At 66.5% G+C, this 20,836-nt stretch carries 23 protein-coding genes; 10 read left to right on the top strand and 13 right to left on the bottom strand.

Features of this window, described 5'->3' with window-relative positions:
- Positions 1 to 15: 15 nt before the first annotated feature.
- The 8 genes from ACQR50_RS03930 to ACQR50_RS03895 form a co-directional block, all read right to left on the bottom strand.
- Positions 16 to 1,698 carry a GMC family oxidoreductase gene (locus tag ACQR50_RS03930; protein WP_076715201.1) on the bottom strand — a complete coding sequence of 561 codons (1,683 nt, stop codon included), beginning with the start codon at positions 1,696 to 1,698 and terminating at the stop codon, positions 16 to 18.
- Between the two features lie 30 nt (positions 1,699 to 1,728).
- The gene (locus ACQR50_RS03925) at positions 1,729 to 2,562 is read right to left on the bottom strand and encodes a sugar phosphate isomerase/epimerase family protein (RefSeq protein ID WP_428969859.1); all 834 of its coding nucleotides are present in this window, start codon (positions 2,560 to 2,562) and stop codon (positions 1,729 to 1,731) included.
- Complete coding sequence (locus ACQR50_RS03920) at positions 2,559 to 3,143, bottom strand: gluconate 2-dehydrogenase subunit 3 family protein (protein ID WP_428969858.1); 585 nt, start codon at positions 3,141 to 3,143, stop codon at positions 2,559 to 2,561. Before ACQR50_RS03920 ends, ACQR50_RS03925 begins: the two co-directional genes overlap by 4 nt.
- Positions 3,140 to 3,949 carry a 3-keto-disaccharide hydrolase gene (locus ACQR50_RS03915; RefSeq protein WP_428970638.1) on the bottom strand — a complete coding sequence of 270 codons (810 nt, stop codon included), beginning with the start codon at positions 3,947 to 3,949 and terminating at the stop codon, positions 3,140 to 3,142. The genes ACQR50_RS03920 and ACQR50_RS03915 overlap by 4 nt, the downstream gene beginning before the upstream one ends.
- 17 nt (positions 3,950 to 3,966) lie before the next feature.
- Positions 3,967 to 4,887, bottom strand: coding sequence for a hydroxypyruvate isomerase family protein (locus ACQR50_RS03910; RefSeq protein ID WP_428969857.1), 921 nt, complete (start codon positions 4,885 to 4,887; stop codon positions 3,967 to 3,969).
- Positions 4,884 to 6,188, bottom strand: a complete 1,305-nt coding sequence (locus tag ACQR50_RS03905; protein ID WP_428969856.1) for an MFS transporter — start codon at positions 6,186 to 6,188, stop codon at positions 4,884 to 4,886. The genes ACQR50_RS03910 and ACQR50_RS03905 overlap by 4 nt, the downstream gene beginning before the upstream one ends.
- Before the next feature lie 69 nt (positions 6,189 to 6,257).
- Positions 6,258 to 7,298, bottom strand: coding sequence for a sugar phosphate isomerase/epimerase family protein (locus ACQR50_RS03900; protein WP_428970637.1), 1,041 nt, complete (start codon positions 7,296 to 7,298; stop codon positions 6,258 to 6,260).
- A 26-nt stretch (positions 7,299 to 7,324) separates the two neighbouring features.
- On the bottom strand, positions 7,325 to 7,678 hold the full coding sequence (locus ACQR50_RS03895) for a c-type cytochrome (RefSeq protein ID WP_184104058.1): 354 nt from the start codon (positions 7,676 to 7,678) through the stop codon (positions 7,325 to 7,327).
- A gap of 163 nt (positions 7,679 to 7,841) precedes the next feature.
- Between ACQR50_RS03895 and ACQR50_RS03890 the strand changes: the two genes are divergently transcribed.
- The 3 genes from ACQR50_RS03890 to ACQR50_RS03880 all read left to right on the top strand — a co-directional run bounded on the left by ACQR50_RS03890 (position 7,842) and on the right by ACQR50_RS03880 (position 10,234).
- On the top strand, positions 7,842 to 9,029 hold the full coding sequence (locus tag ACQR50_RS03890; protein ID WP_428970636.1) for a Gfo/Idh/MocA family protein: 1,188 nt from the start codon (positions 7,842 to 7,844) through the stop codon (positions 9,027 to 9,029).
- A 26-nt stretch (positions 9,030 to 9,055) separates the two neighbouring features.
- The gene (locus ACQR50_RS03885; protein ID WP_428969855.1) at positions 9,056 to 9,508 is read left to right on the top strand and encodes a nuclear transport factor 2 family protein; all 453 of its coding nucleotides are present in this window, start codon (positions 9,056 to 9,058) and stop codon (positions 9,506 to 9,508) included.
- A 75-nt stretch (positions 9,509 to 9,583) separates the two neighbouring features.
- Positions 9,584 to 10,234, top strand: a complete 651-nt coding sequence (locus ACQR50_RS03880) for a hypothetical protein (protein ID WP_428969854.1) — start codon at positions 9,584 to 9,586, stop codon at positions 10,232 to 10,234.
- Positions 10,235 to 10,262: 28 nt separating this feature from the next.
- Here the strand turns inward: ACQR50_RS03880 and ACQR50_RS03875 are convergent, their stop codons facing one another.
- The gene (locus ACQR50_RS03875) at positions 10,263 to 10,739 is read right to left on the bottom strand and encodes a DUF4126 family protein (RefSeq protein ID WP_428969853.1); all 477 of its coding nucleotides are present in this window, start codon (positions 10,737 to 10,739) and stop codon (positions 10,263 to 10,265) included.
- A gap of 101 nt (positions 10,740 to 10,840) precedes the next feature.
- Here ACQR50_RS03875 and ACQR50_RS03870 point away from each other — a divergent pair, with 101 nt between their 5' ends.
- From ACQR50_RS03870 to ACQR50_RS03860, 3 genes are all read left to right on the top strand, one after another.
- The gene (locus ACQR50_RS03870; protein WP_428969852.1) at positions 10,841 to 11,038 is read left to right on the top strand and encodes a hypothetical protein; all 198 of its coding nucleotides are present in this window, start codon (positions 10,841 to 10,843) and stop codon (positions 11,036 to 11,038) included.
- Positions 11,039 to 11,044: 6 nt separating this feature from the next.
- Complete coding sequence (locus tag ACQR50_RS03865; protein WP_428969851.1) at positions 11,045 to 12,001, top strand: aldo/keto reductase; 957 nt, start codon at positions 11,045 to 11,047, stop codon at positions 11,999 to 12,001.
- 87 nt (positions 12,002 to 12,088) lie between these two features.
- On the top strand, positions 12,089 to 12,430 hold the full coding sequence (locus ACQR50_RS03860) for a response regulator (RefSeq protein ID WP_428969850.1): 342 nt from the start codon (positions 12,089 to 12,091) through the stop codon (positions 12,428 to 12,430).
- Between the two features lie 27 nt (positions 12,431 to 12,457).
- Here the strand turns inward: ACQR50_RS03860 and ACQR50_RS03855 are convergent, their stop codons facing one another.
- Together ACQR50_RS03855 and ACQR50_RS03850 are read right to left on the bottom strand one after the other, a co-directional pair.
- Positions 12,458 to 14,506 (bottom strand): putative bifunctional diguanylate cyclase/phosphodiesterase, encoded by a 2,049-nt coding sequence (locus tag ACQR50_RS03855; protein ID WP_428969849.1) that lies wholly within the window; start codon positions 14,504 to 14,506, stop codon positions 12,458 to 12,460.
- A gap of 69 nt (positions 14,507 to 14,575) precedes the next feature.
- Positions 14,576 to 15,970: a helix-turn-helix domain-containing protein gene (locus ACQR50_RS03850; RefSeq protein ID WP_428969848.1), complete on the bottom strand. Its 1,395-nt coding sequence runs from the start codon at positions 15,968 to 15,970 to the stop codon at positions 14,576 to 14,578.
- A 93-nt stretch (positions 15,971 to 16,063) separates the two neighbouring features.
- Here ACQR50_RS03850 and aceA point away from each other — a divergent pair, with 93 nt between their 5' ends.
- From aceA to ACQR50_RS03830, 4 genes are all read left to right on the top strand, one after another.
- Positions 16,064 to 17,434 (top strand): isocitrate lyase, encoded by a 1,371-nt coding sequence (gene aceA, locus ACQR50_RS03845; RefSeq protein WP_428969847.1) that lies wholly within the window; start codon positions 16,064 to 16,066, stop codon positions 17,432 to 17,434.
- 25 nt (positions 17,435 to 17,459) lie between these two features.
- Positions 17,460 to 17,618, top strand: coding sequence for a hypothetical protein (locus ACQR50_RS03840; RefSeq protein WP_167345467.1), 159 nt, complete (start codon positions 17,460 to 17,462; stop codon positions 17,616 to 17,618).
- Positions 17,619 to 17,821: 203 nt separating this feature from the next.
- On the top strand, positions 17,822 to 18,781 hold the full coding sequence (locus tag ACQR50_RS03835; protein WP_428969846.1) for a cation diffusion facilitator family transporter: 960 nt from the start codon (positions 17,822 to 17,824) through the stop codon (positions 18,779 to 18,781).
- An 8-nt stretch (positions 18,782 to 18,789) separates the two neighbouring features.
- Entirely contained in the window at positions 18,790 to 19,434 is a 645-nt protein-coding gene (locus ACQR50_RS03830; protein ID WP_428969845.1) for a hypothetical protein, read from the top strand.
- On the opposite strand, the gene ACQR50_RS03825 is transcribed toward ACQR50_RS03830, so the two are convergent.
- Complete coding sequence (locus ACQR50_RS03825; RefSeq protein WP_428969844.1) at positions 19,386 to 20,000, bottom strand: DUF4893 domain-containing protein; 615 nt, start codon at positions 19,998 to 20,000, stop codon at positions 19,386 to 19,388. The genes ACQR50_RS03830 and ACQR50_RS03825 overlap by 49 nt on opposite strands.
- On the bottom strand, positions 19,997 to 20,782 hold the full coding sequence (locus ACQR50_RS03820; RefSeq protein WP_428969843.1) for a 3-hydroxybutyrate dehydrogenase: 786 nt from the start codon (positions 20,780 to 20,782) through the stop codon (positions 19,997 to 19,999). Before ACQR50_RS03820 ends, ACQR50_RS03825 begins: the two co-directional genes overlap by 4 nt.
- Between the last annotated feature and the right edge of the window lie 54 nt (positions 20,783 to 20,836).

The following is a 20,836-nucleotide window of genomic DNA, read 5'->3' as shown; positions in this document are numbered from 1 at the left end:
CGACAGCCTCCGACCTCAAACCGCCCCCGCCTTCAGCCCCTTGACCGCATGATCCGCCGCGCGCGCCGTCAGCGCCATGAAGGTCAGCGAGGGGTTGACGCACGACACCGACGCCATCTGCGCGCCGTCCGTCACATAGAGGTTCGACGCGTCATGCGCCTGGCTCCATTTGTTGAGCACCGACTGGCGCGGGTCCGCCCCCATGCGCGCGCCGCCCATCTCGTGGATCGCGTCGCCCGGGACATGCTCGGACTCCCCGCTGGTCACGTTCTTCATGCCCGCCGCGCGCAGCATCGCCTCGCCCTCGCGCCGGGCGTCGGCCATCATCTTCAGCTCATTGTCGCGGAAGGTCACGTCGAACTTCATCAGCGGCACGCCGAAGCGATCGACCTTGCTGGAATGCAGCGACACGCGATTATCCTCATAAGGCAGGCATTCGCCGAACGCGCCCATGCTGAACTGCCACGGGCCATAGCGGCGCATGCCATGCTTCATCTCCGCCCCGAAGCCGACCGGCTTGGCCGCGTTGCGATAGGCCGAACCCTGATAGCCATAGCCGCGCCGGAAGCCGAGCCCCTCATCGCCCTTCAGGTTGCGGAAGCGCGGCACGTACACGCCGCCCGGACGACGGCCATATTCGATCAGGTCGTCCATGCCGGGAATCTCGCCCGACACGCCGACGCGGAAGATATGGTCCATGACATAGCGGCCCAGCGTCCCGCTGCTGTCGAAATGGCTGCGCTCCGAACCCGGCGCCCGCGAATTCATCAGGATCTGCACCGACCCCATCGCCGAGGCGCAGACGAAGACCAGATTGGCCTGGACCGTCTGCGCCTGTCCGGTCTTGGCATCAACATAGCGGACGCCGGTGACCTTCTTCTTCGCCGGATCATAGTCGATCCCCGTCACCACCGCATCCGACTGAAGCGTCAGCCGCCCGGTCGCCCGTGCGGCGGGCAGGGTCACGGCCTGGGTCGAGAAATAGGCGCCGAACGAGCAGCCATTGCCGCACTGGTTGCGAAACTGGCATTTGGTGCGGTTCTGGTCGGGCTTGTCCTCGGTCATGTTGGACAGGCGGGTGTGGATCAGCTTGCGCCCCGGAAACTGGCTTTCCAGCCGTTCCTTCAGCCACTTTTCCGCAACGTTCATCGGCATCGGCGGCTGGAATTCGCTGTCGGGGAGATAGGGCAGGTTCTCGCGCGAGCCCGACACGCCGATGTACTTCTCGACATAGGAATACCAGGGCGCGACATCGTCGTACCGGATCGGCCAGTCGGCGGCGACGCCTTCACGCTTGTTCGCCTCGAAATCGTCGGCGCTCCAGCGGAAGGACCAGCGCCCCCAGATCAGCGACTTGCCGCCGACCGCACCGGGACGGATCCAGTAGAATTTGCTCCCCTCGTCATAGGCATAGGGGTTCAGCCGGTCGTCATTGTAGAATTTCTGATTGCTGGGCGCGACATAGCCCTGCTTGGCGATGAAATAATCGCTGTCCAGCAACGGCTTGGGCATGATGTTGCGCGCCGGCACCTCGAAGGCGGGCTTGCCGTCATACGGATAACCCTCGCCATGCTCGACCATGACGCCCCGGTCGAGCATCAGGACACGCAGGCCCTTTTCGGTCAGTTCCTTGGCGGCGAACCCGCCGCTGATCCCCGACCCGATCACGATCGCGTCGAAACGGTTCGTCGCCGCCATGGCTGTCCTCCCTATATCTGTCTTATCGTTTTAGAATCGAAGCGCTTGCAGCGTCCGGAAGCTGGTCGTGATGTCGGGCAGATAGGGCGCGGGCGCCTGATCATTCTCGACATAGAAATGCTTCACGCCCGCCAGCCGGTTGAGCTTGAAGAGCGCGGCGAAGTCGATTTGCCCCGCGCCCACCGCCGTCATGCTGCCGTCGGCGCGCGCATCCTTGACGTGATAGGCATAGATACGCCCGGCCAGCCGCCGGATGAGCGCCGCCGCATCCTCACCCGCATGGATCGCCCAATAGAGGTCGATCTCCAGCTTCACGAGCGCCGGGTCGGTGCCCTTGAGCAGCCGGTCGTACAGGCTGATGCCGCCGGGCTTGTTGGTGAATTCGAAGTCGTGATTGTGATAGGCAAAGCCCAGACCCGCCTTCTTCAACTGCGCGGCGAAGCGGTTGATGTTGGGCAAAGCCGCATTCCAGCCCGCCTCGGTCCGATGCTCGTCGGTCATATAGGGCAGGATGACGGTATCGGCGCCCAGCGTCTTCGCCATGGTCACGCACGCATCGAACTTGCCGAGCAGCGAGTCATAGGGGACATGGATCGACGGCGCCTTCAGCCCCAGCCGGTCCTGCGTGCGGCGGAGCATGGCATGATCCATCGCGTCATAGCCGCCCCCGCCATATTCGACTTCGCGATAGCCGATCCTGGCCACCGCCTCCAAGGTCTTGACCGGATCGGCGGCGAACAGCTCGCGGATCGTATAGAGCTGGAGCCCGATGGCCCCGAGCTGCGCGGCCTGCGCCATGCCCGGCAGCAGCGCGGCCGCGCCCAGCCCCAGCCCCGCGCCCATCAGCGAACGACGATCGATCATGCCGAATACACCTTGTTGACCTTGGAATAGGGATAGGCGCCATCATATTCGCCGGGCACCGGCAGATATTCGCGTTCCTGCGTGATGCCGATCTCCGACGTGTAATAGCCGGTGATGACGAGTTGCCGGAACGGCTCGAAGAACGCCCGCCCCTCCGGCAGCACACCCTCCATCGCCTCGGTCAGCAATGTGTCCTGTTGCGCGGGGCTCGCCTTGGCGGCGGCCAGTTTGTTGACGCTCTGGCTGCGCGCCTCGATCGCGTTCAGCCCGGCGATGATCGGCACCCGGTCGGCGGGCAGCGCCCAGTCGGCCAGCATCTTCTCGATAAAGGCGGGCACCCCGGCCGCGATCGCGCCGGGCGTGTCGGTGGTCGGCAGCACCCGCTCCGCCAGCGCGGTCATCGTCGCGCGCTGGACGGGGGTGAAGACCACGACGCTGGGCGGTCCATCCGAGATGACGGGAATGGTACCGCGCGCCTGCTCCACCGCGCCCGCCGCCCGCGCGATGGGCGCGAACAGCGCGGAGCCGAACATGGCGGTGATCCCCGCCAAGGCATGTCTGCGGTCGATATGGGGGGTCATCGGGTATCCTCCGGCAGGTCCTGCGCGATCGCCTCGGGCGGCAGCGGGCGGACCCAGATATTGCGGAACGAGACGGGCGAGTCGTGATCCTGAAGCTGGATCGGCGCGGCATCGCCATGCGCCTGATATTTCTCGACCTGCCGCCAGATGGTGGTGCCCAGCATCGCCTGATGGTTCTGGACGACGACGCCGTTCAGCAGCGCGGTGACATAGGCGGGGCGCAGCAGCTTGCCGTCCGCCGCAAAGCGCGGCCGCTCGAAGACGATGTCATAGCTCTGCCATTCGCCGGGCTTGCGCGCCGCATTCACCAGCGGCGGCTTCCAGGCATAGACCGCGCCGACCTGGCCATCGGCATAAGTCGGGTTATCATACCCGTCGAGGATCTGCACCTCATAGCGCTGCATGAACCAGATGCCGCTATTGCCCCGGTCCTGCGACGCTTTCTGCGGCGGGTTGGGCGAGCGGAATTCGAGGTGAAGCTGCACGTCGCCGAAGCTCTGCTTGCTGACCAGCACGCTCTCGGCCTTGCCGTCGCGTGGGGGCACGGTCATCGCGCCGTCTTTCAGCACCCAAGGCTTGCCGCTGGGCGTCCAAGCCTCCATCGAGCGTCCGTCGAACAGCACCACCGCATCGGACGGCGCGCCGCCGGGTTGCGCGGCGGGGGTGACGACCTTCGGTGCGGGCCGGTCGGGATCATGGACATGCCATTTGCCGCCGGGCAGCATCGGCGTATCGCGAAAGCCCATGCCCGGCTTGTCCTGCGCCATGGCACCGCTCGCCACGGCCAATGCGATCAACGGTAGCATCCGCATCGCTCCCCTCCTCATATTCTCGGATCGATCGCGCGGTACGCTGCAACCAGCGTGTCTTCGCCCGCGCGGCCCTTGACCGAATTGCCATGTTCCATGCCGATCACGCCCGTGTAGCCCTGTGCTTTCAGGAAGCGGCAGACATTGGCGTAATTGATCTCGCCGCTGCCCGGCTCGTTGCGGCCGGGATTGTCGCCGAACTGGATATAGCCGATCTCGTCCCAGCAGAGCTTCATCGTCGGGATCAGATTCCCCGACTGGATCTGCTCGTGATACAGGTCGGCCAGCACCTTCACGCCCGGACTGTTCGCCCCGCGCGCCACGGCATAGCCCTCCGCGATGGACTGCATGAACACGCCCGGATGGTTGGTCCGGGTGTTGAGCGGCTCCATCACCAGCGCCATCCCGTGCGGCGCGACGATATCGCCCGCGCGACGCATCACGTCGATGATCCGGCCCATCTGGATCGCCGGGTGCAGACGCTTGTCCATGAAGCCGGTGACGACGGTCATCCGCGTCGCGCCGACCCGCTTGGCGACATCGACCGCGCTGGTCACATCGGCCAGGAAAGCCTGTCGCTCGGCATCGTCGTCACCGCCCAGCAAGGGGCGCGATTCCGACCACTTGGGCATGGACGCGACGAACACGCCCATCGTCATCTTGCGGTCGCGCAGTGCCTTGGCGATCGCCTCCTGCTCGGCGACGGGGCGGAGGCGATATTCATTATCCTCCCATGCCCAGAAACCCTGGTCGGCGGCATAGGCGATCTGCTCGACCGAGCTGTCGCCCCGGCTGGCAAAGCTGCCCAGATGCGGTGCGAAACCCAGGGTGAAGCGCGCGGCGTTGGACGACCGGCCCGCCTTCTGCCCCGCCAGCGCGGCGGCGGGCACGGTGGCGGCTAGGCCGCCCATGACGGTGCGACGCGACCAGCTCATGCGACACTCTCCGCAACGGGACGACGGGGACGGCGGCGCTCGGCCAGCCAGATGCCGCCGAAGACGAACAACAGGATCACCGGCACGATGGCGAGCCGCGCAAAGGACTGCGACGCCGCCGCATCCTCGACCTGCCGCAGCGCTTCGCCGGTCAGCCGCTTGAACGCGTCCGGCCCACCGGCCAGTTCGACCTTGGCGGCGTCAAACATCGCGCCCAGTCGCGGCAGGACGAAGAAGCTGGACAGCGCCCCCGCCGATCCGACCAGCCCCAGCGCCCAGGCGCCGCCGCGCGGATAACGCTCGGCGACCGAAGCCAGCATGGTCGGCCACATCGCGCAGACGCCCAGCCCCCACACGGTCGAGGCCAGGATCGCCGCCACCGGCGACTGCGCCCGTGACAGCAGGAACAGGCCGATGCCCGCCATCAGGCTCGACACCCAGAGCAGCCCCGGATTGGACAGCCGCCCCGCGATCCGCCCGGCAAAGTGGCGGAACACGAACATCAGCGCGCTGACATAGACAAGCAGCAGGATGCCGCGCATGCCGACCCGGCTGCTGAGCGCCACGTCGAGCCACTGGCCCGGCGCCAGTTCGGACGCGGCGGTCAGGAACATCGCGGCGAACCAAACGAAGAAGCTCGGCCGCTTGAAGACTTCCGCGATCATACCACCGAAGCCGACGTCGCGTACTTCGCGCGGCACCGGCGGGAAATGCGTGGTCGCCGCCATCACCAGCACGCCGAGCGCGGGGATCAGCACCAGCGCCATGATCGCCTGCCACGACAGGGCTTCGGCCAGGAACACGCCCGCCAGGCCGCCGACGATCAGCCCGCCGGGATACCAGGCATGAAGCACGTTCAGCCGGTGCGTTGTCTCTTCCGGGTAGAGCCGCGCGGTCAGCGGGTTGATCGACGCCTCGGCCAGCCCCCAGCCGATGCCACTCAACAGCATCCCGCCCCAGACGATGTGATAAACGCCCATGCCCGTCGCGACATGGCCCGCGCCGATGATTGCGGTGGTGCCGATCAGGAAACACAGGCCGCAGCCGATCAGCATCTGCCGCGCGCCGATCCGGTCGAGCAGCGCGCTCGCCACGAACAGGGTCGCGGCAAAGCCGAGAAATGCCGATCCCAGCGCCGATCCGATCAACTCACCTGCCTCGACCGGCGCGATGGGGTCGATCCACTCCACCCTCAGGCTTTTCGCCACCGCCGCGCGCAAGGCCGCGCTTGCGGCGGCCGTGAACAGCGCCAGCACGCTCAGCCAGAACAGACGCGACCGATTGTCCGGTATCGCTTCCATGCCCCTCTCCCGCTTATGTTTTTTGTCAGACTTTACCTTCCGGGGCGGATGGTCAAGTCCTTGCAATCGTTAAAGTCCCAGCCAACGCCGATTGGCGGCCGGATCGCCGCCACCGGCGAAATCGTCGAAGGCGCGTGTCGCCCGGCGGATCATGTGCGCGGCGATAAAGGGCGCCCCCTCCCGCGCGCCATCCTCCGGGTGCTTCAGGCAGCATTCCCATTCGAGCACCGCCCAACCGGCATAGCCGTACTGGGTCAGCTTCGAGAAAATGCCGCCGAAATCCACCTGTCCGTCGCCCAGCGAACGGAAACGCCCCGGCCGGTCCACCCAGTCGCTATAGCTGCCATAGACGCCCGCCCGGCCGGTCGGGTTGAACTCGGCATCCTTGACGTGGAACATGCGGATGCGGTCGTGGTAAAAGTCGATGAATTGCAGATAATCCATCGCCTGCAACACGAAATGGCTGGGGTCGTAAAGGATATTGGCGCGCTTGTGACCGCCGACCGACTCCAGGAATCGCTCGAAGGTCGTGCCGTCGTGCAGGTCCTCACCGGGATGCAGCTCGTAGCAGAGGTCGACACCCTCTTCCTCGAACGCATCCAGGATCGGGCGCCAGCGCTTGCCCAGCTCGGTAAAGCCTTCCGCTACCAGCCCACCGGGACGCTGCGGCCAGGGATAGACGAAGGGCCAGAGCAGCGCGCCGGAGAAGGTCGCGTGCGCGCTCAAGCCCAGCCGCCGACTGGCCTTGGCGGCGTAACGGAGTTGCTGGACCGCCCATAGCTGCCGCTCGGCCGGCTTGCCCCGAACGGCCTCCGGCGCGAAGCCGTCAAAGGCGGCGTCATAGGCGGGATGGACCGCGACCAATTGCCCCTGCAAATGGGTCGACAATTCGGTGATCGCGACACCCGCCTCGGCACAGCGCCCGGCGAGGTCGTCGCAATAATCCTGGCTTTCGGCGGCCAGCTTCAGGTCGATGCAACGCGCGTCCCAGGTCGGAATCTGAACGCCCTCATAACCCGCCTCCGCCATCCAGCGCGCCGCCGAGTCGAGCGTGTCGAACGGCGCGGCATCGCCCATGAACTGCGCCAGGAAGATGCCCGGGCCGCGCATCGCCGACGAGGGGGCTCCAGCGGCGATCACTTGGCGGTCTCGGCCTTGAGATAGGCGATCAGCGCGGCGCGCTTGGCGGGGTCGGCGACGCCGATCGGCATCCGGGTGCCCGGCACCTTCTTCATCGGCGCGGCGATGAACGCGTCCAGCGTCTTGTCGTCCCATTTCAGGCCCGACGCCTTCATCGCGGGCGAATAGTTGAAGCCCGCGACCGAGCCCGCCTGCCGCCCGAATACGCCGTTCAGATTGGGGCCGACGCCGTTGCGCCCGCCCTTGTTCAGCGTGTGACAGGCCCGGCACGCGGCAAAGGCCTGCGCGCCCGCGGCGGGGGCGGTCTGCGCGGTAGACGGTGCCTGCACGGCCAGGATACCGGCGACCATGGCCGGTACGGCGGCGGCCAGCCCGATCAGCTGCCTCATCCTCTCTCTCCCGAAATTTTCTTGCCCAGACTCGCTGGTTGTTGCCGGAGTTTACCGCTAAACCGATGCCATGCAAGCACCGAATATCGCGTTATAAGCGATTGGGATGACAGGAGAGAGGATGATGGCGGGACGGAAGTTGCGGCTGGCCATGGCGGGCGGCGGCGAGGGCGCGTTCATCGGCGGCGTGCACCGGATGGCGGCGGCGCTGGACGGCGACTGGGAGTTGGTCGCGGGCAATTTCAGCAGCGATCCCGAGCGCAATCGGCGTAGCGGCGAGCAACTCGGCCTCTCTCCCGACCGGGTCCACGCCACCATCGCCGCCCTCCTTGCCGACGAACGCGCGCGGCCCGATGGCGAGCGGATCGATGCGATCGCCATCGTCACCCCCAACCACCTCCACGCGCCGATGGCGATCGCCGCGCTGAACGCCGGTTTCCCGGTATTCAGCGAAAAGCCGATGGCGATGAACCTGGCAGAGGCGCGGGCCATTGCCGACGCCGCACGCGCCTCGGGCCAGCTCTATGGCCTGGCCTTTACCTATAGCGGCTATCCGATGGTCGAGGAGGCGCGGGCCCGCGTCGCGCGCGGCGATTTCGGGACCATCCGGCTGGTCCATGTCGAATATGTGCAGGGCTGGCTCAGCACCGCGCTCGACCGCGAGGGCAACAAACAGGCCGAATGGCGCACCGATCCGGCACGCGCAGGGCTTGGCGGGGCGCTGGGCGATATCGGCACCCATGCCTTCCAGCTGGCGGAGCATATCTCCGGCCTGACCGTCGAGGCGCTGTCGGCCGACGTGACGACGCATGTCGCGGGGCGGATGCTCGACGACGACGTCAACGTTCTACTCCGCTTCGCCGATGGCGCACGCGGCACGCTGCGCGCGACGCAGGTGGCGGCGGGCGAGGAGAACGGCCTGCGTATCCGCATCCATGGCGAGACGGGCGGGCTGGAATGGTCGCAGATGGAGCCCAACACGCTGACCCTGCGCTGGCTCGACCGCCCCGCCGAAATCGTCCGCGCCGGTGGCCCCGGCCTCAGCCCCACCACCCTGCCCCGCCTGCGCACCCCCTCGGGCCATCCGGAGGGCTATATCGAAGCGTTCGGCAACCTCTATCGCGCAGTGGCGGGATCGTTGCGCGATGGTGGTCCGGCGAAGGGCGAAGCCCCGGGCGAGGCGAACTGGTATCCGGGCCTGGAGCCGGGCCTGCGCACCATGGCGTTCGTCGAGGCCGTACTGGAAAGCGCACGATCGCAGGAGAAGTGGATAGCGTTTCCAGCGGTGGACGCGGCGATGCTTCGTGGATAGCTTCCCCTCATTGGGGGGAAAGAAACATGCGGTCTTGGTACATCGTCGCCGGTCTGGCGCTGCTCGCAGGCACGGCGTCCGCGCAAGGGCCGAGCGATCCGGCGATCCTGAAGCTCGTCCAGTCCTTCAACGAGGCGCGCAACCGCTACGATGCGAAGGCGCTCGATGGGTTGCTGGCGGCGGATTATATTGAGGTCTCGCCGCTGGGGGAGATCGACCGGCGACCGGCGGTCCTGACCTTCTACGCGCCCGAGAAGGCGCGGCAGGTGCCGCCCATGCACTTTCAGACGCAAGACGTGCGCCGACACGGCGACAGTGCGATCGTCATCGGCTCGGTCGACTATACGCTGCCCAATCCGAATGGCGGCACGGTCACGCGCAGCGTCCGCGTGACCTATGTTGAGCAAAGGATCGGCCGGGAATGGAAGATGATGTCGGTCCAATATACCGGCATCCAGCCACCCCGGGCCGCCTCCTGATCCGCTTGACGGCCGGATGGCTCTCATCAACCGCCCTTACGGCCATGGGTTCGATGACGTCAGCATGAGGAACACATGATCCTTTTGGCCCTGCTCCTGCAAACAGAAGCGGCCCTATCCTTTGGCGATGCGCAAAAACTGCCTCCGTCTGTCGCTGGCGAGCGTCTGTTGGAAGACGTGAATCATGGCCCCATCGAACAGTTCGTCGCACCAGTCGGGGGAATGAACGCCCCCGGCGCCATAGACGCCGATCTCGTGGAGCGTCCGATGGCGACAGCCCGAGGCTGTACAAGGGTCCGTTGGACCGTGGGCTTCCGCGCCGACCCCGCTGACGTGCTGGATCATGCGATGCCCGACGATCGCTACAAAACGACGGAGATCGCGCGGGCAAAGCGGTCGAGCTGCTCGACGGCCGATTACGTTCACTTGAATCCGGGCGTCGACGCATCCCAAGGTTTCGCCGTTCTCGAACAACTGGATCGCTTTCGTTCCGGCCAGGCGAAGTTCGTGATCCAATGCGCCGACCGAACTCATTCGGGACTATGCGACCGAGAGGCGACAATTCCAGCCGAATTGGCGCGCCTCAAGCCATGGAACATATCAGCCGATCCGAATGGCTTGCTGATATGGCTCGGTACCGTTGGCCATACCGTTACCGAGGTGCGCTTCAGTAAGCAGCACCCCGATTACGTCTGGATAAACCGAAGCACCCCCGCGCCGTTCTAAGCGCGTACGGGGATGTCGACCGGGGACCTTACCCCCGCCGCCCTCGCAATACGCCGATCGCTCCCGCCAGTACCGCCGCATCCTCGGCAAAGCCCGTCTTGGTCTGGCCATAGCGCCCCAGCGCCGCCATCCGGCCGCGCCAGCCGGGATAGGAGGCGATCACCGCCGTCACGCCGCCGATCGCCGCGCCCAGCCAGCGCTGTTTCGGGCTGGCCAGCGCCGCGCCCGCGATCGCGGAGGTCGTGAAGCGCGCCGCCAGGCCGATGGGCACGACGCGATCCGGCGCGGTCTTCTGCTTGTCGCCCGCCATTTCTCCGATCGCGAGCGCCAGCGTGCCCGCCGCAACGACGGGGTTGGCCAGCCAGCGGAGCACGCCCTTGCCGACCGGCAATTGCCCGCGTGCCGCCGCGATCGACACGGCGGCCAGCGGCGTCATGGCGCGCTGTCCGCCGACCAGGCCCATTTTGAACGGGGCGAGCAACATGGCGTATCGGGAAGCGGGCATCGCATTGACCTCATGATCGAAATCCAGGCCGCGACAACGCACCCACCCCGCCGCCGGGTTCCCCCTTCCCCACTGCCCCCCGCTTTTGGCATGATGCCGACATGATCCGTATCCTGTTGACCGCCGCGCTGCTGACGCTGGCCGCCTGTTCCTCCAACGACCAGCCCAAGGGGTTGAGTGCGGCGGAGAATGACCAGTTGAACGACGCCGCCGCCATGCTCGATGCCAATGCGGTCGATCTGAACGCGATGGCACCTTCGGACGTTGGGGACGAAAATCCCATCGATAACGAAAGCTGATACGCCATGACCGACATGCCGCTTCGCCGCCTGGGCTCGACCGACCTGATGATCGCGCCGCTGGTGCTGGGCGGCAATGTCTTTGGCTGGACGGCCGACCGGGCGGCGAGCTTTGCGGTGCTCGACGCCTTTGTCGATCAGGGCGGCGTGATGATCGACACGGCCGACGTCTATTCCGCCTGGGTCGACGGGCACCAGGGCGGCGAGTCCGAGGCGATGATCGGCGAATGGCTGAAGGCCAGCGGCAAGCGCGACCAGGTGCTGATCGCGACCAAGGTCGGGATGCTGGCCGGCGAAGGCGGCGAAAAGCTGGCCCCCGCCCGGATCGCGGCGGCGGCGGAGGCGTCGCTCAAGCGGCTCGGCACCGACCGGATCGACCTCTATTTCGCACATCAGGACGACGAGGATCAGCCGCAGGACGCCGTGATGGAGGCCTTTGCCAAGCTGGTCGAGGCGGGCAAGGTGCGGGTGATCGGCGCCTCCAACTTCCACGCCGCGCGGCTGAAATCCGCGAACGAGGCCGCCCGCGACGCCGGGCTGCCGCGCTATCATGTCCTGCAGCCCGAATATAATCTGGTCAGCCGCCACAAGTTCGAGGGCGAGTTGCAGGATTACTGCGTCACCGAGAATATCGGCGTCGTCCCCTATTATGGGCTCGCCGCCGGGTTCCTGACCGGCAAGTACCGCAGCGACGCCGACCTGTCGCAAAGCGTGCGCGGCGCGAAAATGGGCGAGCTGCTGCATGGCAAGGGGGCCGCGGTGCTGGCGGCGCTGGATGCGGTGGCGGAGGAGACAGGGGCCACCCCGGCGCAGGTCGCGCTCGCCTGGCTGATGGCGCAGCCCGGCGTCACCGCGCCGATCGCCAGCGCGACCAGCGTGAAGCAGCTTTCCGAACTGACGCCCGCCATGCGGCTGTCCCTGTCGGAGGCGCAATTGGCTCAACTCACGGACAGTGGCGTATAACGCTCACATGAACGCAAAATTACACCCTTTTCGGAACGGATGCGGCGGCACAGAATTAATACACGTTATATGAAGCCTCCGACCATTTTGATCGTAGACGACCAGCCGCTTCTGTTGATGCACGTGAAGTTCGCGTTCGAAGATGCGGGTTATGTGGTGATCCAGGCGGACAGCGCCGACGAGGCGCTGATCGCGCTGGATCGGCACCCGGAAATCTGTGCCATGTTCACCGACGTCGCGATGCCCGGTTCGATCGACGGCGCCGCGCTGGCGGCAAAGGCCCACAAGTCCCATCCGCATGTCTCGATCATCGTCACGTCGGGCGAACAGCGCCATGTCGCGGCGGACCTGCCCGCCGGGGTCCAGTTCGTACCCAAGCCCTATACCGGGCATGATATCATCCGCATGATCGGAGAATGCGTCAGCTGAGGGCTGGCCTATCCACCCTGCCCCGGATCATGCCGCCTCGGCCAGATGCGCCATCGGGCGACCGATCAGATAGCCCTGCACCTGATCGCACCCCAGATCGCACAGCGTCCGGTATTGTGCTTCGGTCTCCAGCCCTTCCGCCACGATGGGGATGTTCAGGCTGCGTCCCAGCCCGATCGAGGCGCGAACGATCGACAGGGCCGGGCCGTCCTGATCCATCGCCTGGATGAAGCTGCGGTCGATCTTGATCTTGTCGAAGGGAAATTGCTGAAGGCTGCTGAGCGAGGCATAGCCGGTGCCGAAATCGTCCATCACGATCCCTACGCCTGCGGCGCGTAGCGTCGCCAGATTGGCGGTCGTGGCTTCGCGATTGTCGATCAGCACGCCCTCGGTCACCTCCACCTCGATCCGGCGCGGGTCTAGGCCCTGGGACGTGGTGGCGGCCAGCATCCGCTGGGCGAGATTCGGTTCGCGAAGCTGTACCGGCGACAGGTTGATCGCCAGCATCCATTCGGCGGGCCAGGCCCGTGCCGTGGCCAGCGCATCGACGAACAGACGCTGGCCGATCTCGCCGATCAGGCCGCTTTCCTCCGCCAGGCCGATGAACACGTCCGGGCTGACCGGCCCCAGCACCGGATGATCCCAACGCGCCAGCGCTTCCTGCCCGATGATCCGGCGCGACGCGCAATCTGCGATCGGTTGATAGACCAGATGAAGTTCGCCGCGCGTGACGGCCTCGTGCAGTTCATGCGCCAGCCAGTGGCGTTGCCGCCGCTCCTCGTCCATCGCCATGTCGTAACGGCGGGCGCAGTGACGACCATCGGCCTTGGCCCGATATAGCGCGATGTCGGCGCAGGCCTGAAGCTCGTCGGCCTCCAGACCGTGGCGGGGCGACAGCGCGACGCCGATGCTCATCCGCACCGCCGGGCTCGCGGGATCCTCGGCAATGACGGCATAGATGCGGTGGACGAGCGCCGCGGCATCCTCTTCCTGGGCGGACAGATGATGGATGATCGCGAACTCGTCGCCACCGATACGCGCGACCGTGTCGTCATGGCCCACCGACGCCGCCAGCAGCTCGCTGGCGCGCTTGAGCAGGATGTCGCCGGCCGCATGGCCGAGCGTGTCGTTGACGCCCTTGAACCCATCAAGATCGATCGCCAGCAACGCGATCCTGCGGCCCGCCTGCAATGCGGCATCCAGCCGGTCGGCAAAAACGACGCGGTTGGCCAGCCCGGTCAGCGGATCGTGATGCGCCAGATACTCGACCTGCCGCTGGATACGCTCGCGTTCCTCGGCGGCGCGGGCCAGCATGTCCATGCCCCGCGCCAATTCGCCCAGTTCGTCGCGCCGATGCAGCCATAACGGTTCCAGCGACTGTCCGGTGCTCATCGCACGCATCCCGGCAACGATGTCCATCAGCGGCCGCATCACCCGGATACGAAGCCAGAGGATCAGCCCGCTGACCAGGATCACGAGCAGCAGTCCGGCCAGCATCATCCGGGCCAGCACCCGCTGCGCCAGTGCCTCCACCTCACGGGTTTGCCAGGTCAGGCGGCGACTGAGCCGTCCGTGCACCGTCTCGCGATGATGCTCCATGTCGTGCAGCCGGGCAATGAACAGCGGCATGGTCCGCTTCATCAGGGCCGTGTCGACCGCCGCCTCGGCGATCACGCGCCGCGCGGTGTGCAGGAAGCGCCGTTCCGCCGACACCGCCGCAAGCTGGGCCGAACGGATGGGGCCTGACATCCGGTCGTTGCGGACCACCGGCTCCGCCAGCCATGTCCGCGCCGTCGCATCCAGCCCCCGCCAGCGCTCGACAGGGACGCTCTGCCCCCTTTCCGACCGGCGCGTCAGGTCGCCGACCTGGATTCGGAAGTCGCGAAGTCGTACATCCCTTTTGTCATGCCGGTCCAGCAGAGACGCGATCTCATGGGTCGAGCGAACCATCCTAAGCAACTGGTTGTTGAGCAGAAGTCCACATCCACCCAGCGCCAGACTGACGCCCAGCACGACCGTCAGCATCGTCGCGAAGCGAAATTCCAGGGATTGAATGCGACGACGAAGCCAGATCATGGTCAGTCGCGTATACAGTTTTCTCTTAAAATAGGTGAAGCAATCGCGGCGGGCCTGCCCAATTCTGGTTCAGTCCTGCGCAAAGACCAGAGTATTGATCGGTCGGTCCCGTTCGTTGACGGTCAAGACCCGGCCGTTCATCGGCAAGGATCGTTGCGGACAGGCGGGACGCGAACACTGGCGGCACCCCGGGCCGATCGGCGTTGCCGCCTCGGTCAGCGGGTGGCCGCGCGCCGCCGCGACCTGCCCCGCCAGCCCGGCCTCCACGCCCAGGACGATGGCGAACCGTGCCCGCACCCCGGAAGCGTCACGCCCGGCCCGCTCCTGCGCGCGGGTGATCGTCGCAAAGCGGCTGCCGTCCGGCATCTCGACCAGTTGGAATATCGCCTCCCCCATCCGCTCGAACGCGGCGAAGACCTGCCAGAGCGGGCATCGTCCCTCCGCCTCGACCAGCACCGGATTCGCCGCTCCGGCATAGCGCTTGGACACCTGCCCCGCCCGGTCGATCCGCATCAGGAAAAAGGGTAGTCCGCGCGCGCCGACCCGCCCGAGCGTCGTCAGCCGATGGGCCAGTTGCTCGTGCGACACGCCGAAGCGCCGCGCCAATATGTCCAGATCATAGCCGGTCGCCTCGCACGCCCGCAGGAACCGGGCATAGGGCATGACCAGCGCGGCCGCGAAATAGCGGTGCAGATATCGCCGGAACAGCCGCTCGGCGAGCCGATCGCCAAAGGCCGCGCCGCGCGCCAGCGCCTCGATCTCGGCGCGCGCCTCGAGCTGGGCGAGTTGCGTCGCCAAGGCAAAGACCCGCGCCGGACCGTCCAGCATCTCGGACAGTTGCAATTGGCGCGCATGAAGGTCCAGCCGGGTCAGCAGTTCGGGCAATATGTCGATCGGCAGGATACGGATGGTCAGCGCATGGCGGACGCGCAGCCGTTCGGCCAGCGTGGCATAGAGATCGCCTGCCCCCATGCGCAGTTCGTCGGCCAGCCCCTCGGCGGCGGCATCCAGATCGGGGAAATGGTTGCGCCACCGCTCGATCTCGCGCCGGACACTCACGGTCGGGTCGGGATTTGCCGGAGCTTCCGTTGCTCCACCGCCAGCCCCGGCGAGCCGGTCGAACGCGCGCGCGAACGCCTCCGCCCCGCCGGGCGCGGCCGCCAGCCATTCCTCCAGCTCGGTACGGTCGATCTCCAGATCGGCGAATAGCGGATCGGCCAGCCGCCGCCGCATCGCCGCCGCGCCGCCGCCCGGCGCATCGCTGGTCAGCGCGCGTGGATCGAAATCGAACGTCTCGACCAGCCGCACCAGCAACGCGGCCGAGACGGGCCGCTGGTTGCGCTCGACCAGGTTCAGATAGCTGGGCGAGATGTCCAGCATCTCCGCCATCGCCGCCTGTGACAGTCCATTCTGCCGCCGCAGCCGCCGCACGGCGTGGCCCGCAATGACCTTGGCTCCGCTCATCGCCGCTCTCCTTGCACGCCAAGCTGCGCCGCGTCCGAGAAAATGTCAATTCTTTACACGTCGACATTGGACAATGCCAGGATCGGCGACGGCATGACGCGGTCGGAGGCGCGCCACGTCTTCTGGATCGCGCATTTTCGCGGCAATCTCTCGGTCAAGAACAGTCAAATTGTAAAGGACGATGCGATGCCGAGCTTCCAGAATCTGATCCCCGCCCCCGCCGGGCGGTTCGACGGCATCGCCCGTCCCTACACCCCCGCCGACGTCGCGCGGCTGCGCGGATCGATCACGGTCGAGCATACGCTGGCCCGGCGTGGTGCGCTGAAGCTGTGGGAGCTGCTCCATACCGAGGATTATGTCCCGGCACTCGGCGCCCTGTCGGGCAATCAGGCGATGCAGATGGTTCGCGCCGGGTTGAAGGCCATCTACCTATCGGGCTGGCAGGTCGCGGCGGACGCCAACACCGCCGGACAAATGTATCCCGACCAGTCGCTCTACCCCGCCAATGCCGGGCCGGAGCTGGCGCGGAAGATCAACGCGACGCTGGCCCGCGCCGACCAGATCGAACATGCCGAGGGCGGCGCGACGCGCGACTGGTTCGCGCCCATCGTCGCCGATGCCGAGGCCGGGTTCGGCGGTCCGCTCAACTGCCACGAGATCATGAAGGCCTATATAGCGGCAGGGGCGGCGGGCGTGCATTTCGAGGACCAGCTGGCCTCGGAGAAGAAGTGCGGGCATCTGGGCGGCAAGGTCCTGATCCCCACGCAGGCGCATATCCGCAACCTGGATGCCGCGCGGCTGGCGGCGGATGTAGCGGGCGTACCGACCGTCATCTGCGCGCGCACCGACGCCGAGAGCGCCCGGCTCATCACCTCGGATGTGGACGAGCGCGACCATGAATTCCTGACCGGCGAGCGTACGGCTGAGGGGTTTTTCCGCCTGAAGCCGGGCACCGGGGTCGACCATTGCATCCAGCGCGGTCTGGCCTTCGCGCCGCATGCCGATCTGTTGTGGTGGGAGACGTCCAAGCCCAATCTGGCGGACGCGCGCCGCTTTGCCGAGGCGATCCGGCGGGAGCATCCGAACAAGATGCTGGCCTATAACTGCTCGCCCAGCTTCAACTGGGAGGCCAATCTCGACCGCGACGACATCGCGCGTTTCCAGCGCGAGATCGGGGCGATGGGGTACAAGTTCCAGTTCGTCACGCTCGCCGGGTTCCACCAGCTCAATTACGGCATGTTCGAGCTGGCGCGCGGATATCGGGATCGCGGCATGGCCGCCTATTCCGAGCTGCAACAGGCCGAGTTCGCCGCCGAGGCCAACGGCTATACCGCGACCCGCCACCAGCGCGAGGTGGGGACCGGCTATTTCGACCTGATCGCGCAGATCGCGGCGGGCGGGGACAGCTCGACCACCGCGCTCGCCGAATCCACCGAGGCCGCCCAGTTCGTCCAGGCCGCCTGACACCCATAACGAAGGAGAATATGCCATGCCGACCGAACCGCAACGCAGCCGCGCCGTCTTCTCCACCGAGGATTTCGCGCTGATGAAGGAAGCCATCGCCGAACACGTCAAGCGCGTCGCCGACGACCCCCGCTCGATCAAGTTCGCGCATCTGTACCATCGGCTGGGGCGGATCGCGTCCTGAGGTGACCGCTCACGAACGGAGGCGGGACCCAAGCCCCAGCCTCCGTTCGCACGGAGCATAGTCGAAATGCAGCCCGAACCTTCGCCGGGGAAGCCCGTCGCTTTCGACTATGCTCCGGCTGAACGGAGTTTGGGATAGGCCCTCTGCCATCCCCCTTCGTTAACCCCACGGAACAACCGCCCCCATCGCACGCTGTACCGGCCATGCCCGACACCGGCCTGACCGCACGCATCCGCGAGAATATCGTCCTGTACGGCGCGCTGGCGGCCAATCTGGCGATCGGCGTCGCCAAGTTCGTGGCGGCAGGGATCACCGGCTCCTCCTCGATGCTGACCGAGGGCGTGCATTCGGTGGTCGACAGCGGCAACCAGATCCTGCTGCTCTACGGCCAGAAGCGCGCCAAGCGCGGCCCGGATGCGATCCACCCCTTCGGCTATGGCCGAGAGCTGTATTTCTGGGCGTTCGTCGTCGCGATCCTGATCTTCGCGCTGGGCTCCGGCATCTCGATCTATGAGGGCTGGCTGCACATCAAGTCGCCCGAGCCGCTGCGCGATCCGACCGTCAACTATATCGTCCTTGCCATCGCCTTCGCACTGGAGGGCGCGAGCTGGGCCATCGCCGTGCGCGAATTCTCCCGCACCAAGGGCAATAGCGGCTGGTGGCGCGCCATCCATGATTCCAAGGACCCGCCGGGCTTCATCGTCCTGTTCGAGGATTCGGCGGCGCTGGCGGGCCTCGTCATCGCAGCGCTCGGCGTCTGGCTGTCGCACGAGACGGGCGATGCCCGGATCGACGGGATCGCCTCGATCCTGATCGGGTTGGTGCTGGGGCTGGTCGCGATCCTGCTCGCGCGGGAATCCAAGGGGTTGCTGATCGGCGAGCGTGCCGACCCGGAGGTGGTCGAGACGATCCGCGGCATCGTCGCCGCGCGTCCTTGGATCACCCATGTCAATCATGTCCGGACGATCCATACCGCGCCCGACAGCATCTTCGCCGCAATCAGCGCCGATTTCGTCGACAGCCTGCCCATGGGTGCGGCGGAGACAATGATCGAGGTATTGGAGGACGATCTGCGGCGCGCCGTGCCCAGCCTGTCGTCCATCTATATCCGGCCCGAAAAATACGAGAATGCGGCTGCGGCGATCCCGCAACATAGGTTATGAGGGCGGTCATGACGATCTTCCTGCGACTCGCAATGGCCCTGGCCCTGACGTTCGGCTGCGCGCTGCCCGCGCAGGCGGCGGTCACGATCACCTTCTGGAGCCATGAGCTGGGCAACAGCTTCCCCCATGCCTTCTTCTCGCTGCGCGGCACGGTGGATGCGACAGGCCAGCCGGTCGACGCCAATTACGGCTTTACCGCCCGGTCGGTGTCGCCCGCCATCCTGATGGGCACGGTCAAGGGACGGCTGGACATCTCCAAGCCCTTCTACATCTCGACCAGCGACGCGCAGTTTTCCTATGTCATGACCGATGCGCAATATGGCGACATATTGGCGCTGGTCGCGGCCTGGGACGAGAAGACGGGCGACTCGCACTACAATCTGAACGACCGCAACTGCGTGCATTTCGTGCAGGAAGCGGCGCGGCGGCTGGGCCTGGTCGGGCTCGATCATCCCGAACTGATGAAGAAGCCGCGTTCCTATCTGAAGGCCGTGGCACAGGCCAATGCCGACCGGGTCACGCCGATCGGCCAGCACGGCAAAGAGTATCTCGCCTCGCTCCCGCCGCTGCCCGCCGCGCCGGTCACGCCGTCTCCCGCCCCGGTTCAGGGCGCCAACGGCTCCAGTTCGAGTATGTCGACGACCGATTCATAAGCCGGATAGGGAAAGGCGATCCGCCAGTGGGTCGCATCGACCCGCTCCACCACGCCCGCCATGTCGCGCGCCCGGTCGCGGCCATAGGCATAGGACCGCTCCTCGTCGCCCAGGATCATCGTGCCCAGGAAGATGCTGCGCGCATCGGTGTCGGGATAGAGACGCCCGGTCAGTCGCTGTGACCCGTCGACCTTGGCCAGCTGCCGGCCGCCGCCCGCCACCCGGCAGCGGAAATAGGGATAGGCGACATAGGTCAGCGTCGCGCGCCCCTGCGACCCCAGCTTGACCGTACGACAGCGATAATCGCCATCGGGCAGCTTGGGGTCGGCGATCGAATAGTCGGGATCGGCCAGTTGCCCCAGCGCGGCGATCTCGGCCGTTGCCCCGCCCGCCCGCGCCTGTGCCAGCCCCTTGACCCAGGCGCTGCGCCAGCCGCGCAGGCGGATACGGTCATCCTCGGTCGCCGCCAGTCGCCAGTCATTGGCCTCTTCGACCCGCTGCGCCTGCGCGGCCGCCACGCCACCCGCCGCCAGCGCCGTGCCCAGCAGGACCAGCGGCCACTTCACTGCGCGGTCCAGCCGCCATCGACCGACAGGTTGGCGCCGGTGATCGACTTCGCTTCGTCGCGGCAGAGGAACAGCGCCAGGGCCGCGACCTGTTCGATGGTGACGAATTCCTTGTTCGGCTGCGCCTTCAGCAGGACATCGTCGATCACCTGTTCGCGGCTGAGGCCCCGCGCCTTCATCGTGTCGGGAATCTGGTTCTCGACCAGCGGCGTCCAGACATAGCCGGGCGAGATGCAGTTGGCGGTAATGCCGTCGGTCGCGACCTCCAGCGCCACGGTCTTGGTGATACCGACCACGCCGTGCTTGGCCGCGACATAGGCCGACTTGTTGGGGCTGGCGACCAGGCTGTGGGCCGAGGCGGTGGTGATGATCCGCCCCCAGCCCCTTTGCCGCATGTGTGGGATCGCCGCGCGCATCATATGCCAGGCCGAGGACAGGTTGATCGCGATGATCGCATCCCATTTCTCGACCGGAAACTCGGCGATCGGGGCGACATGCTGGATACCGGCATTGTTGATGACGATGTCGACCGAACCGGTTTCCTTCGCGGCGCGCTCGATCATCGCCTCGATCTGGTCGGGCCGGGTCATGTCGGCCGGGTCGTAAAGCGCCGCCGCACCGCTGGCCTGTTCCAGCGCGGCGCGGTTCGCCTCGATCGCGTCCGCCTCGCCAAAGCCGTTCAGCACGACCGCCGCGCCCTCCGCCGCCAGCGCCTTGGCATAGGCCAGGCCGATGCCCGAGGTGGAACCCGAGATCACCGCCGTCTTGCCCTTCAGGAACATGCCATTCTCCCGTGCTATGCACCGCACCATGCGATCAGATACCGACCCGTGCAA

The organism is Sphingomonas sp. Xoc002 (assembly GCF_050408055.1).
Taxonomy (GTDB): domain Bacteria; phylum Pseudomonadota; class Alphaproteobacteria; order Sphingomonadales; family Sphingomonadaceae; genus Sphingomonas; species Sphingomonas yabuuchiae.
This window is presented reverse-complemented; position numbering and strand designations above follow the sequence as displayed.